The 13,799-nt window shown below is 57.9% G+C and carries 12 protein-coding genes and 1 pseudogene; 7 read left to right on the top strand and 6 right to left on the bottom strand.

The window, feature by feature from the left end:
• Nucleotide 1: 1 nt before the first annotated feature.
• The gene (locus ACR0J1_RS15890; RefSeq protein ID WP_480734380.1) at nucleotides 2–901 is read right to left on the bottom strand and encodes an NAD(P)-dependent oxidoreductase; all 900 of its coding nucleotides are present in this window, start codon (nucleotides 899–901) and stop codon (nucleotides 2–4) included.
• 24 nt (nucleotides 902–925) lie between these two features.
• Complete coding sequence (mgrA, locus tag ACR0J1_RS15885; protein ID WP_480734542.1) at nucleotides 926–1,963, bottom strand: L-glyceraldehyde 3-phosphate reductase; 1,038 nt, start codon at nucleotides 1,961–1,963, stop codon at nucleotides 926–928.
• A 310-nt stretch (nucleotides 1,964–2,273) separates the two neighbouring features.
• On the opposite strand from mgrA, the gene ACR0J1_RS15880 reads away from it, so the two are divergent.
• Nucleotides 2,274–3,800 carry a UxaA family hydrolase gene (locus tag ACR0J1_RS15880; protein ID WP_480734353.1) on the top strand — a complete coding sequence of 509 codons (1,527 nt, stop codon included), beginning with the start codon at nucleotides 2,274–2,276 and terminating at the stop codon, nucleotides 3,798–3,800.
• 50 nt (nucleotides 3,801–3,850) lie between these two features.
• On the opposite strand, the pseudogene ACR0J1_RS15875 reads toward ACR0J1_RS15880, so the two are convergent.
• The 4 genes and pseudogenes from ACR0J1_RS15875 to dctP form a co-directional block, all read right to left on the bottom strand.
• A pseudogene (locus tag ACR0J1_RS15875) lies at nucleotides 3,851–4,054 on the bottom strand (IS6 family transposase); the annotation flags it as partial.
• A gap of 271 nt (nucleotides 4,055–4,325) precedes the next feature.
• Nucleotides 4,326–5,618: a TRAP transporter large permease gene (locus ACR0J1_RS15870; protein ID WP_480734354.1), complete on the bottom strand. Its 1,293-nt coding sequence runs from the start codon at nucleotides 5,616–5,618 to the stop codon at nucleotides 4,326–4,328.
• A 23-nt stretch (nucleotides 5,619–5,641) separates the two neighbouring features.
• Entirely contained in the window at nucleotides 5,642–6,148 is a 507-nt protein-coding gene (locus tag ACR0J1_RS15865) for a TRAP transporter small permease (RefSeq protein ID WP_480734355.1), read from the bottom strand.
• A 19-nt stretch (nucleotides 6,149–6,167) separates the two neighbouring features.
• Nucleotides 6,168–7,178: a TRAP transporter substrate-binding protein DctP gene (gene dctP / locus ACR0J1_RS15860; protein ID WP_480734356.1), complete on the bottom strand. Its 1,011-nt coding sequence runs from the start codon at nucleotides 7,176–7,178 to the stop codon at nucleotides 6,168–6,170.
• A 511-nt stretch (nucleotides 7,179–7,689) separates the two neighbouring features.
• Here dctP and ACR0J1_RS15855 point away from each other — a divergent pair.
• From ACR0J1_RS15855 to ACR0J1_RS15830, 6 genes are read left to right on the top strand one after another with little or no spacing between them, the layout of a single operon-like run.
• On the top strand, nucleotides 7,690–8,439 hold the full coding sequence (locus ACR0J1_RS15855) for a FadR/GntR family transcriptional regulator (protein ID WP_480734357.1): 750 nt from the start codon (nucleotides 7,690–7,692) through the stop codon (nucleotides 8,437–8,439).
• A complete protein-coding gene (locus ACR0J1_RS15850; RefSeq protein ID WP_480734358.1) occupies nucleotides 8,432–9,583 on the top strand; it encodes an aminotransferase class I/II-fold pyridoxal phosphate-dependent enzyme in 1,152 nt (383 codons plus the stop codon). Before ACR0J1_RS15855 ends, ACR0J1_RS15850 begins: the two co-directional genes overlap by 8 nt.
• A gap of 40 nt (nucleotides 9,584–9,623) precedes the next feature.
• Nucleotides 9,624–10,883 carry an ABC transporter substrate-binding protein gene (locus tag ACR0J1_RS15845; RefSeq protein WP_480734359.1) on the top strand — a complete coding sequence of 420 codons (1,260 nt, stop codon included), beginning with the start codon at nucleotides 9,624–9,626 and terminating at the stop codon, nucleotides 10,881–10,883.
• Nucleotides 10,880–11,815, top strand: a complete 936-nt coding sequence (locus tag ACR0J1_RS15840; protein WP_480734360.1) for a carbohydrate ABC transporter permease — start codon at nucleotides 10,880–10,882, stop codon at nucleotides 11,813–11,815. The genes ACR0J1_RS15845 and ACR0J1_RS15840 overlap by 4 nt, the downstream gene beginning before the upstream one ends.
• The gene (locus tag ACR0J1_RS15835) at nucleotides 11,815–12,654 is read left to right on the top strand and encodes a carbohydrate ABC transporter permease (protein WP_480734361.1); all 840 of its coding nucleotides are present in this window, start codon (nucleotides 11,815–11,817) and stop codon (nucleotides 12,652–12,654) included. Before ACR0J1_RS15840 ends, ACR0J1_RS15835 begins: the two co-directional genes overlap by 1 nt.
• Before the next feature lie 9 nt (nucleotides 12,655–12,663).
• Nucleotides 12,664–13,719, top strand: a complete 1,056-nt coding sequence (locus tag ACR0J1_RS15830; RefSeq protein ID WP_480734362.1) for an ABC transporter ATP-binding protein — start codon at nucleotides 12,664–12,666, stop codon at nucleotides 13,717–13,719.
• Nucleotides 13,720–13,799 lie beyond the last annotated feature (80 nt).

Here is a 13,799-nt window from a genome sequence, read left to right as displayed (position 1 = left end):
GCTACTTACCCCTGTCCAGCCCATTCATCTGCGCGATGAAATCGGCCAGCATCGGCAGGTAGCGCTCTCCCTGTCCCGCAGCATCCATTGCTGCAAATGCGTTCCGCACATCCGCCTGCACGGGGTTGAGGGCCCCGACACTGTTGGCCAGGTTGGTCAGATACCGCATGTCCTTGTGGGCATTCGTGATGCTGAACTTGTGGGCGTTCTCGTCCCGCTCCAGTGTCCATTTCATGAAAGTCTCATAGAACCCGTTCGACAAACGGCCGGGGCGGATGATGGAATCCACTTGCTCGACGGTCAGGCCTGATTTCTCGGCAATCGCCAGCGCCTCGGAATAGAGCGCTGCGTAGCCCAGTGAGATGAAGTTGTTGATCAGCTTCATCTTGTGCCCCAGACCAACCTCACCCAGATGCACGGCCAACCCCGACCAGCATTCCAGAACCGGTTTGATCGTTTCGAATGTCTCGGGCGTGGCGCCGACCATTGCGTCCAGCGTGCCCGCTTCGGCCTCGACCGGAGTTTTCGCCAGAGGTGCGTCGGCCAGATCCATACCTGCCGCGCGCAGTTCAGTGGCCAGTTGCAGGGTTGAGACCGGATCAGAGGTCGAGCAATCGATAACGATCAGACCCTCTTTGCCAGACGCCAAAATCCCCTCGGGGCCGCGCACGATTTGTTCCACTTGCGGGCTGCCGGACACGCATAGGTGGATGATATCGCACTGGTCGGCCATGTCCTTGGCCGATTTGGCCTCGGTCGCGCCGCGCTGCAGCAGATCATCGACGGGGGTACGGTTGCGGTGCCCCATCACAACCAGCGGATAGCCTTTCTGGACGATGTTCTTAGCCATGCCGTGCCCCATCAGGCCGACACCAATGAAACCTATGACAGGCTTGTTCATGCTCGTTTCCTTGTTCAAAGCGGATTATGCGTTCGAGGATTGCGACCACAGATTGACGTCGCCATTGGCGGAATAGAGGTCAATCTGGGCCAACTCATCGGGTGTAAACTCGATGTTCTTCAGGGCGCCCACGCAATCAATGATCTGGTCTGATCTGGAGGCCCCGATCAGTGCCGTTGTAATTCCACCGTCACGCAAAACCCATGCCAGTGCCATCTGCGCCAGCGTTTGCCCGCGACGTTGGGCAATGGCATCCAGGCTGCGCAGGTTCTCGATAGTCTCGTTGGTCAGCAAACCCGGGTTCAGCGATTTGTCATCTGCGGCACGGCTGTCCTGAGGGACACCGTCGAGATATTTCCGGGTCAGCATTCCCTGCGCCAGCGGAGTGAACGCAATTGACCCAATGCCGAGCTCTTTCAGAGTATCTTTCAATCCGTCCGTCTCGACCCATCGGTTGATCATGTTGTAGCTGGGCTGATGAATGACGCAGGGTGTGCCCAGATCCCTCAGGATGGCCGCAGCCTCGCGCGTGCGCTGCGAATTGTAGGACGATATACCGACATAAAGCGCCTTTCCCGACCGCACGATCTGATCCAGCGCACCCATCGTTTCTTCCAACGGGGTATTGGGATCGAACCGATGCGAATAAAAAATATCGACATAGTCCAAACCCATACGCTTGAGGCTTTGATCGCAAGACGCGATCAGGTATTTGCGGCTGCCCCATTCGCCGTAGGGCCCGGGCCACATATCGTAACCGGCCTTGGATGAGATAATCAGCTCATCCCGGTATCCGGCAAAATCCGTTGCCAGGATTTGCCCAAAGGCCTCTTCGGCGCTGCCCGGAGGGGGGCCGTAATTGTTGGCCAGATCAAAATGCGTAATACCCAGATCAAAAGCCGTCCGACACAGCTCCTGCTTAAGGCCATGTGGCTTGTCGAATCCGAAGTTATGCCAAAGCCCCAACGAGATCGCAGGCAATTTCAGCCCACTGTTGCCGCAGTGGTTATAGATCATGTCGTCGTATCGGCCCGCACGGGGCACGTAGGAACTTTTAGCCATAAAAAGCAGTCCTTTAAGATAAGCTGGCGAGGCCATCACGACCCTGTGCGATGACGCATGTCCCGCGTTGCCGGAAACGTACACTGCATGGGGGCGTCACATAAACTACTTTCACCGGCCTGATAACGATGTCTTGAACAGCGACTTACAACCGAATGCCGCGTTCGACCCATCGGCGGGGCTGTTGTTTTGGCGGCTATGGCGCTATCACAGACGCAAAGTTGTTTCGCGGGCTGCGCGTAGACAGATTTGCAGATTGCCGTTCAGCCGCATGACGACGAAGAACCTGGAACAAGTCGGGAAAATCGGAATGAGTGCGATCAATGGCGGCGATCTGATCCGTCTCCAAGAGGCCGACAACATCGTCATCGCGGCCCGTACACTGGATGCCGGGACAGATCTCGCGGGGATCACACTGACCAATCCAGTGCCGTCGGGGCACAAGATCGCAACGCAGGGTATCGCGCGGGGCGATGCCGTTCGCAAATACGGACAAGTGATCGGGTTTGCATCTGCAAACATCCAGGCCGGAGAGCATGTGCACTCTCACAACCTGCAATTCGAGCCGCTCGAGCTTGATATGCGTGTGGGGCAAGACCTGAAAGATGTTGACTTCGTGCCCCAGCCAGACCGTGCCCAGTTCATGGGGTATCATCGTCCCAACGGCCAAGTGGGTACGCGCAATTTCATCGCCGTGCTGACATCGGTGAACTGTTCGGCCACCGCAGCACATATGATTGCTGCCGAAATCACCGATGAAGAACTGTCCGATTTTGAAAATGTCGACGGGGTCGCCGCATTTTCGCACGGAACTGGCTGCGGAATGGCGATGAACAGCGACGGGTTCGCCAATCTGCAACGGGTGCTGTGGGGCTATGCGCGAAATCCCAATGTCGGCGGTGTTCTGTTCGTCGGCCTGGGGTGTGAAGTCAACCAGATCGATTTTCTACTTGAGGCTTATGGCTTGTCGCAGGGGCCGCGGGTTCGGACGATGAATATTCAGAACATGGGCGGGCTGCGCCAGACGGTCGAGGCGGGTCTGCGCGAAGTGCGTGAGATGTTGCCAATTGTCAACGCCGATCGCCGCGCTTTGGCCCCTGTGTCCGAAATTACGTTGGCGCTGCAATGTGGCGGTTCGGACGGCTGGTCAGGTGTAACGGCAAACCCGGCGCTTGGATATGCTGCGGATTTGCTGGTGCGCAACGGCGGCACCGCTGCTTTGGCCGAGACACCAGAGATCTATGGCGCGCAGCATCTGTTGACCTGCCGCGCCCGGGACGAAGCCACCGCCTCCAAGCTGATTGAACGCATTGAATGGTGGGAACAGTATACGGAAATCAATGGCGGCTCGATGGACAACAATCCATCGCCCGGCAACAAGCGTGGTGGTCTGACAACCATTCTCGAGAAATCTCTGGGCGCGGTGGCCAAAGGCGGGACCACACCGCTGAACGGAGTTTACCGCTATGGAGAGCCGATCGACACGAAAGGGTTCGTGTTCATGGACAGCCCCGGTTATGACCCGGTCTCGATTACGGGTCAGATTGCCTCGGGCTGCAATATGGTGGTCTTTACTACGGGGCGCGGCTCTGCCTTCGGCTCCAAGCCTGCACCGACGATCAAGGTGGGGTCGAACTCGGCACTATGGGGCCGGATGCCAGAGGATATCGACCTCGATGCAGGGGTCATTGTCTCGGAAGGGCTGAGCGTCGAGGCGGTCGGGCAAGAACTTTTCCAGCACATTATCGACGTCGCCTCGGGTCGGCCCAGTAAGTCGGAAGCGCAGGGTCTGGGCGACCATGAATTCGTGCCCTGGCAGATCGGCGCCGTCATGTAAGCGATTGGCCGTGCCCGTGTGGCTGTCTACAAAGCGCGCGAGCTTGCAACGCGTTTGCGACACCTGGCAGCTTCAGGCACAAGACCGGTATACCGGCTGACCCAGGGGTTCAATTTCGCGTGGTCCAGGTTAACGCCAGGCTCTGCCATGATCTCTTCCAGATCCCGAAATGACGCGCCGTATCGGAGATAGAAGTAAGCAGCGTACAAGATCACTTCCTTCGGAAAATGCGCACCCTTGAATGAGATCGTCATGGTCTGCTCCTGTCTTATCCGAGCACCCGCCATAAGAAGTACGCTCGACCTGACAGGTGGAGAAAAAGTTTGCTACAGCACCGTACGTGACCCAGAGCGACGCGTCTTTATGTTTTGGGGTGTACTCGGGCAGTTAATTTCTGTTGCCAAACGTTCGATGTGGTCATCGTCAAACAGTCCAGTGGGCCCGACTATTTGATCCAGTCCTTTAGTCAGGATGCGCAGGGGGCGAGCAAAGCGATCATATGTGCGCTCGGTTGAAGCCTTTCTGTCAGAACAATAGGTCAGGCAGAAACAGAGCCAGGGCAGGGAAAAGCGTCAGGATCAGGATGGCAAACAGATGAATGAGCCAGTAGGGAACTGTTGCAACCGCGACGCGGCCCAGGCTGACCTCATTATTTGTTAGTGCGGTTAAGACTGACAGGTTCAGCCCGACCGGAGGTGTGACCTGTCCGATCTCAATGACGATGGTGATGATGACCCCGATCCAGATCGGATCAAAGCCCAGCCCGGTCAGCAGCGGGAACACCACCGGTAACGTCATGATCATCAGGGACAGGCCATCAAAGAAGCAGCCCAGCACCAGATAGATCAGCACCACGATCAGCAACACGCTGTAGGTGCCCATCCCGCTTTCGGCCACGACCTCGAGGATCTGTTGCGGCACGCCCAGAATGCTGGTCGATTTCGCCAGAATGGTTGCACCCAGTACCAGAAACCCGACCGAGGCGAACAGCAGGGCGGACTGATATACGGCCTCTACCAGCTTTTTCCAGGTGAGGTCGCCCCAGATGGACGAGATGATCACGGCCAGAACCACGCCAACGCCGGCGGCCTCTGTGGGTGTGGCCAACCCTCCGACGATGCTGCCGATGACCGCAATGATCAGGGCCAGCAGAGGCCATATTTGCTTGAAGCCCGCCAGAGTTTCCCGCAAGGGGAGCGGGGTTTCATCGCGGGGGGCTATGGCCGGGTTGCTGGCGCTTTTTACAAACAGATAGGCCATGAACATCAGACCCACCAGAAATCCGGGGATGATCCCGGCGGCAAACAGCCGACCAATCGAGGTCTCCGTGAGCGCGCCGTAAATCAGGAAGGACAGGCTGGGCGGGATCAGCAGACCCAGTGTGCCACCACCTGCCAGACTGCCGACTATAGTATCTTTGTCATAGCCCCGTTTGGACATCTCGGGGTAAGCTACCGACCCCACCGCCGCCGCCGTCGACAGGCTGGAGCCGCTGACCGCGCCAAACAGGGTGCAGACCGCGATGTTGGTGTGCAGCAACCCGCCAGGGATGCGGCGAAACAGCGGGGAGAAGGCGGAATAGGCCTTTTCGCTGATCCCGCTGCGCAGCAACACTTCACCCAGAAGGATGAACATCGGAACAGCGCTGAGGGTGAAGGAATTGAAGACGCTCCAGATCGCATCCACCGCCAGCGACGTGGCCCCGTTCGAGAAGAAGTGCAGGATCAGAAGCCCGGTCAGGCCAAGCGCGGCCCCAAGCGCCACGCCTGTCCCGGCGGTGGCGACCAGCGCGCCTGTCAACGTAAGCCAGAACGACATTCAGCGGCCTCTTTGAAGGGGGTTCATTCGATGTCAGCTTCGGCGTCGCCGACCCGGTCCAGAATGCCGACCAGACGCGCCACAAAGATGGACATGGTTAGTGTGAGTGAGAGCGGCATCAGTGCCATCCACGGATAGAGCAAAATCCGGGTGGTCTCGGTCTTGAGGTTGCGCTTGAAGGCAAACTCGAACCAAGGGATCGTCTCGACGATCAGCCATAAGAAGAAAACGATGCCGACCAGCAGGGCGGCGATCTGCAGGGCTGCATGCGCCTTACCTTTTAGCATGTCTGCCAGCAGCGAGACGCGCACGTGCTTGGCCCGTAGCGTCACCATCGGCAGGCCGAGAAACAACGAAACGCTCAGCAAAAGCCCCACGACTTCTTCGGTAATGTGCAGCGGCGTATTGGCGAATTTTCGCATCAGAACGCTGGTCACGATGAGGCCGACGATGGCAATCATCCCCAACGCCGCCGCAGCAGCGCACGCAAGGGCCAGACGGTCCAGCCCCCGCGCGATCAGGTGTTTCACGCTGCGCGCCATCCGAAGATCAGCGGCCCAATGCGGTCAGAACCCGCTGGCGATATTCGGGCGCATTGCCGCCGGCCTCATCCGCCAGTTCTGCCCAGATTTCGGTCACGTTGGACACAAACAGGTCGCGGTCTTCCTGCGAGAAGTCTTCGCCCCAGGTCACGCCCTCTTCGCCCAGCTTGTCGCGTGCGGCCAGTTCGCGCTCAAAATCATCCTCATATTGGTTGGTGCGCTCCCACAAGGCATCTGCCGCGGTGGCAATCGCCGCTTTGGTGGCATCGTCCGTCGCGTCCCACTTATCGGTGGCGACGCCGATGACATAAGGGCCGGACGCCATCGGGTACAGGAAGGACGCGTATTTGGCGACCTCCTGCAATGAAACCGTATGTGCATAAAGCGCCGGGTAGAGGGCACAATCCACCACGCCGGTTTTAAGGGCCACATACATTTCTTCCTGCGGGATGATCTGCGCGGCGACGCCAAGACGCGTGAAGGTTTCAACCTGATCACGCGCCCAGACGCGCAGCTTCTTGGATTTTAGCGCGTCGATGGTGCGAACAGGTTCATCCCGGCAGAACACCGAAACCGACAGCATCGGGATCGGCACATATCCCACCGAGGTCACGCCCCAGTCGGCAAATTCTTCTTCGTAAATTTCTCGCACGGTCGGGATTGCCCTCTCGAATTCTTCGATCGAGCCAATTGTGCCCTGAACAACAACAGAGCTGAGCGCCGGGGCATCGCGCCCCAGGTAATTCGCCCAGATCAGGCTCATCTCGACTGCGCCCTTGGGCAGGAACCGCAGGGTGTCCGTATTTGGCAGGCCTAATGATCCGCCGCTATAGAGCTTCAGTTCACTCTCACCGCCCAGGGTCGCATTCACGTCTTCAACAAAACGTTCCAGTTCCGCTGTTTCGGGCCGGGTTTCTGGCAGGAAATTGTTGAAACGCCACTCTTCAGCGCTGCTTGAGGCGATACCTGAAACAAAAGCGGCTGCGCTCAGCGCGGCGGTCTGGAAAATTCTCTTCATATTGGTCCCTCCTGAAGTGTTGAACATTTGACTCGTTGCGAAGCGCTTTGAATATCAATCTTGCGATTAAGGCGATCAGAGCGAATTTGATCTCTGGTTTGAGGTAGATAGGCGTTGTACCGGCTCTGCCGGTTGCAAGCATAGAAAGAGCGGGGGCGGTTTCAAGTCATACCTGCATCTCGATCTCATTAAGCTGAAACATCATAGCAGTGCCGGGACCATTCGCCGTTGATGGACAGATGAGATAACTTTTTGTCTCAGAATCTGACACCATGGATCCGCCACCACCTTTTCGGTTCGGCCATTTTTTTGACCAAACGACGGGGCACATCGTCATGGAAACGGTCAACACTAATTGCGGGCCTGAACCCCTGCGGCTGAGCCAACGTCTTATAGATCGCTGAAATAGAAATGTATTTCCCTTAAGCATATAATGTCGGACAAAATACTTGTTTTTGTCCGACATTATATGCAACGCTGATCCCACCCCCGGAATCAAAGCGAGCGATCCGTGCCCCAGACCCCCGGCCTCTCTCAGCCAGCGAAACCGCTCAGCGCCGGTTTGCAGAAACTGCCGCGGGGCAGCACCAGTAAGGATGTCATCGATGCCCTCTCGACGATGATCGAAGCGAATGGCTTGACCATCGGGGACAAGCTACCGACCGAGGTCGAGATTGCGCAACAGCTGGGCATTAGCCGCGCGAAGGTTCGCGAGGCGCTGACCTCGTGGCAGAACATGGGCATTGTGGTGCGTAACAAGAAGGCCGGCACCCGGCTGGCGGCTGAGGTCGCGTCGAACTCGATCCATCTGCCCGTTTCGGTCAAACTTGAAGCTGAAAGCCTACTGCGTACCCACGCCGTGCGCCGCCCGCTTGAGATCGAAACGGTTCGGCTGGCCGCGCACTTTGCGGACCAGCAGCAAAAACGCATCATCATGGCCCGCGCGATGGAGCTGATGGCCTCTTACGAGGCAGGCGAAGATTGGCGCGACGCGGATCGCCGTTTCCACGACACCCTGCACGAGGCATCGGGCAATCCTTTGTTCCGGCAGTTGATCCTGCAAATCCAGCAGGGGTTTAACGAGGTTTACGAAGCACCTTTCGGGCAACCTCATCTAGGCCAAAGCAGTATTCCCCTGCACCTGCCCCTGGCCGAGGCAGTGATCGCCGGAAACGCCGAAGAGGGTGCCCGGCTGATGGATGAAATTCTGGCGCTGGTCGAGGATGAAATCCGGCAAGTGATGGAGCAGCAAGATGTCTGATCCCCGCGATCTTGCCACCCTGCTGGCTGCCGTGTCCGATGACGGGCAGGGGGCCGTGACGCCGCCCATCGTGCAGACTTCGCTGTTCACCTTTGACAACTACAAAGCGTTCGAGGACCGCATGGCCGGTCTGTCGGACACCGCGCTTTATACCCGTGTACAGAATCCCACGGTTGCCGCCTTTGAAACGCTGATGGCGCAGGCCGAGGTTGGCGAGGCCGCCGTGGGTTTCGCCTCGGGCATGGCGGCGATTTCATCAACCCTGCTGGCGTTCCTCAAACCCGGAGACCGGATCGCCTGCGTCGAGCATGTCTATCCCGACACCTACCGGTTCATGGAACGAATGTTGCGGCCCTTTGGGGTGCAGATCGACTACTACCCGGTGGACCGGTTCCAGGATGATCCCGATCTGCTGAAAGATGTTGCAGTGGCCTATCTGGAAAGCCCCAGCTCGGTCATCTTCACTCCGATGGACCTGCGCCGCGTCAGCGAACATGCCGGGCGGCATGGGGTGCTGACCATGATCGATAATTCCTGGGCCAGCCCGGTGTTTCAGAACCCGATCTCTTTGGGGATCGATATCGTTATCCACTCAGCCTCGAAATACATATCGGGGCACTCTGACACGGTTGCGGGCGTTGTTGTGTCCTCCCTGGACAATATCGCCCGCATCCGTGATCTGACCCTACCGTTGCTGGGGGCCAAGCTGGCCCCGTTTGAGGCATTTTTGTTGACCCGGGGCTTGCGAACCCTGACCGCCCGGATGCGCCAGCACGAGGCGACGGCGAATACCTTTGTCGACCGGCTGTCCGCATTGCCGCAGGTCACCGCCATTCACTCACCCGGGGCCAATACCGTGCCCGGCCTGAAAGGGCGCTCGGGCCTGATGTCTCTGGAATTCGACGACAGCGTCGATATCCCGGCCTTTGCCGACGCGCTGTCGATCTTCCGGCTTGGTGTCAGCTGGGGTGGGTATGAAAGCCTGATCCTGCCTGCCCGCGTCGGGCTGGCGCAGGCAGGTGAACAGAACTCGATGCAGAAATTCGGGGTGTCCCCGAACCTTGTACGCCTCAGCCTCGGGCTCGAGGACGTCGAAGATCTTTGGGCAGATTTCGAGCACGCGCTTTCAAAAAGCACCGCTTAAGCGGGCATTCACAACAGATGGTTATGGAGGAAGACAAAGAATGAAACGATTACTGACAGGGATCACTCTGGCAGCCACCCTGATGGGGTCGGCGGCCTATGCCGAGACCAAGCTGAAGCTGGTCGAGGTGATCACCAGCCCCGAACGCACCGAAGTGTTGCAGGGCCTCGTAGACAATTTCGAAGCCGCAAACGAAGGCGTCACCGTCGAGATCGTATCCCTGCCATGGGGCAGCGCGTTTGAAAAGCTGGCCACGATGGTTGCCGGTGGCGACATCCCCGATGTGGTCGAAATGCCTGACACATGGCAGGCGCTGTATGCCGGGTCGGACCAGTTGGTCAGCCTCAAGGATTATGTGGCTGATTGGGAACATGGCGGCACGCTGACCGACAAGACCGTGGCGATGGGGTCGCAGGCCGGGGACCTCTATATGATCCCCTACGGCTTTTACCTGCGGGCCATGTTCTACAACAAGAAACTGCTGGCCGAGGCGGGTGTCGACAGCCCTCCGGGCACGATGGAAGAGTTCATGGCCGCCTCGGCTGCCGTGTCCGAACTGGACGGCAAATATGGTTACTGCCTGCGCGGCGGTCCCGGTGGCACAAACGGCTGGATCATGTTCAGCGCGGTGATGAACGGCACCAACGAGTTCTTCACAGAAGACGGCAAAAGCCGCATCAATGAGCCGGGCTCGGTCGAGGGTCTTCAGTTCATGATCGACTTGTACCAAAAGGGCTATGCCCCCAAGGACAGCGTCAGCTGGGGCTTTAATGAGATCGTGGCCGGGTTCTATTCCGGCACCTGCGCTTTCCTTGATCAGGACCCGGACGCATTGATCGCAATTGCCGAACGGATGCCTGCCGAGGATTTCGCGGTGATCCCGATGCCTGTCGGGCCATCCGGCAAAGCCTTCCCGACCATCGGTTTCGCCGGCTGGTCCGTGTTCAAGGCCACCGAGCATGAGAAAGAAGCGTTTGATTTGGTCGCGGCCCTGTCCGCGCCCGAGGCCAACGCCACATGGGCCAAGCGCGTGGGAGTTATCCCGATCCACAAAGGCGCGGATCAGGACCCGCACTTCAAGACCGAGCAGTTCAAAGGCTGGTTCGAGGAACTGAATGGTGCGCAGTACGAGCCCACCACCATGCCGACCTATCTGGAGCAATGGGGTTACTTCGCCAGCACCGTCCTGCTGGAATCCTCTCAGGAGGCCTTGCTGGGTCAACGCACCGCACAAGAGGTTGCGGATGAGTGGGCCGAGATGCTGACCGACGAATACGCGAAGTGGAAAGCCGGTCAATGACCGCGCGTCTGCAAAAAACTGTTGTGCCCGGGTCAACCCGGGCGCGACGTTCGCTCTACCTGCAATATTTGGTCGAGCCGTTTTTCTACCTGTCCCCGGCACTGATCTTGATCGGAGCCGTCATGATGGTGCCTCTGATCATTGGCATTTCCTATTCGTTCCAATCCATCGAATTGCTGAACCCGTTCAAAACCGGCTGGGTCGGGTTTGAGAACTATTTCGACCTTTGGGGAGATCGAAAATTCTGGATCGCCCTTGAAAACACGTTTTTCTGGACCTTTTGGTCCATCACCTTTCAGTTTCTGTTGGGCCTTGGTCTGGCCATGTTGCTGAACACGGACTTCTTCGGCAAACGTCTGTTTCAGGCGTTGGTCTTTCTACCTTGGGCCGTCCCCACTTTCCTATCGGCCCTGACATGGGCGTGGCTATTCAACCCGGTCATTGGCCCGCTGCCCCACTGGCTGGCAGCCTTGGGTGTTTTATCAGAACCCTTTAACATCCTCGGCGATCCGAACCTCGCCATGTGGGGCCCGATCACAGCGAATATCTGGTTTGGAGTACCCTTCTTCGCCATTACCCTGCTTGCCGCATTACAATCCATTCCGTCCGAACTCTATGAGGCCGCCGAGATCGACGGCGCTTCGCCTTGGCAGATTTTCACCAAGATCACCCTTCCGTTTCTGGCCCCGATGATCGCCATCACGGTGATGCTACGCACCATCTGGATCGCCAATTTCGCCGATCTGATCTTTGTCATGACCGGCGGAGGCCCCGCCAATTCGACGCAAATCCTGTCGACCTACATCTTCACCACCGCCTTCCGGAAACTGGACTTTGGCTATGCCTCGACCATCGCCGTGGCGTTGCTGTTCATCCTGCTGATCTATGCGGTGATCCTGCTGTGGCTGCGCAAAAAGCTGGTGAAGATCTGATGTCCGCAATACGTCGCAACCCGGCCCTGATCGTCGGCAAATACGCCGCACTTGCGTTCTATCTGCTCTTTGCGCTGTTCCCGCTATATTGGCTGGTCAAGATCGCGATCACGCCGGATGCGCTGATCTTTTCCGAAGGCACGCGCATGTTCCCAAGTGCCGCGACGTTCGAGAACTTCTCGACCGTTCTGTTCCAGACCGATTTTCTGGCCTATTTCCGGAACTCGCTGATCGTTTCGCTGGGCACGGCCTTTGTTACAACGCTGATCGCCGCAGGCGCAGGCTACGCGTTCTCGCGCTTTGTGTTTGCGGGCAAGCGGATCATCATTGCGGTGATGTTGATCACCCAGATGTTCCCGCTGCTGATGATCATCGCGCCGATCTACAAGATCGTCGCTGATCTGGGCCTGCTCAATTCGCTGACCAGCCTGATCATCGTCTACACCGCCTTCAACATCCCCTTCGCCACTTTCCTGATGCAGTCCTTCTTTGACGGCATCCCGACCGATCTAGAGGACGCGGCGATGATGGACGGTTGTTCGCGCTTTCAGGCGCTGCGGCTGGTGGTATTCCCGCTGACCCTGCCGGGGTTGGGCGCAACGCTGGGCTTTGTGTTTACCGCCGCGTGGTCGGAGCTGCTGTTCGCGCTCATGCTGATCTCGAAGAATGACGCGATGACCTTCCCGGTCGGGCTGCTGACCTTCGTGTCCAAATTCTCGGTCGATTGGGGGCAGATGATGGCAGCGGGCGTGCTGGCACTGATCCCCAGCTGTTTGTTCTTCATCTTCATTCAACGCTATCTCGTGCAGGGGCTCACCTCTGGCGCGGTCAAAGGATAGGAGGCCGCGATGGCACGAATCGAACTGCGCGACGTCAGCAAGAGTTACGGCTCGGTCGAAGTTCTGCGCGACGTCAATCTCGACATTCAGGATGGCGAGTTCGTAGTGCTTGTGGGCCCATCTGGCTGTGGCAAGTCCACCCTGCTGCGCATGATTGCGGGGCTTGAGCCCATCACCAACGGTGATTTCCTGATCGATGGGGCCCGCATGAACGACCTGCGCCCGCGCGAGCGGGACATTGCGATGGTGTTTCAGTCTTATGCGCTTTATCCGCATATGGATGTTGAACGGAACATGGGGTTTTCGATGGAAATTCGCCGTGATCCGAAAGATCAGCGTATGTCGAAAGTCGCAAAGGCGGCTGAAACTCTGGGTCTGAAACACCTGACCGACCGCCTACCCAAAGCTCTGTCTGGCGGCCAACGCCAGCGTGTCGCCATGGGGCGCGCCATCGTGCGCCAGCCCCGCGCGTTTCTTTTTGATGAACCACTGTCGAACCTGGATGCCGCGCTTAGGGTGGAAATGCGTCTGGAAATCGCCCATCTGCATCAGCGTTTGGGTGCCACGATGATCTATGTCACCCACGATCAGGTCGAGGCGCTGACCTTAGCCGACCGGATCGTTGTTCTGAACGCTGGTGTCGTGCAACAAGTCGGCAGCCCGCTGGAGCTTTATGAGAAGCCCGCCAACAAATTTGTGGCGCAATTCATCGGCTCACCGACGATGAACGTTCTGCCCGTGTCAGGAACAGAGACGGGTATCATCATGCAAAGCGGTGTAAAGCTCGACCTGCCGCACCGCGCCTCGATCGCGGACGCGACCGAACTGGGTATCCGGCCGGAACATCTGGACGTAGTTGATCCCGGTGCAGGGGACATTGTTGCGATAGCCGACGTAGTCGAACATCTCGGATCTGACACGAACATCTATGTAAAAGCGGAAGGGATTGGCCCCCTTATGGTGCGCAAGCATGGGAATATACCCGCCAAGCCAGGCGACAGGCTGGGATTACATATTGCCAGGCAAAATATCCATGTTTTCAACAGTGATGGTACCGCTGTTTAAGTGTTTTTAGCGTCATAAGCCAACTTATGTTAAATAGGCGCGACCGTTACTCGAAATTCACGGATAGCTTTGGCGAGTGC

The sequence above is a fragment of the Ruegeria sp. CJ3 genome (assembly GCF_056536725.1).
Note: the sequence above shows the minus strand (reverse complement) of the source record. Positions and strands in the feature narration are given on the sequence as shown.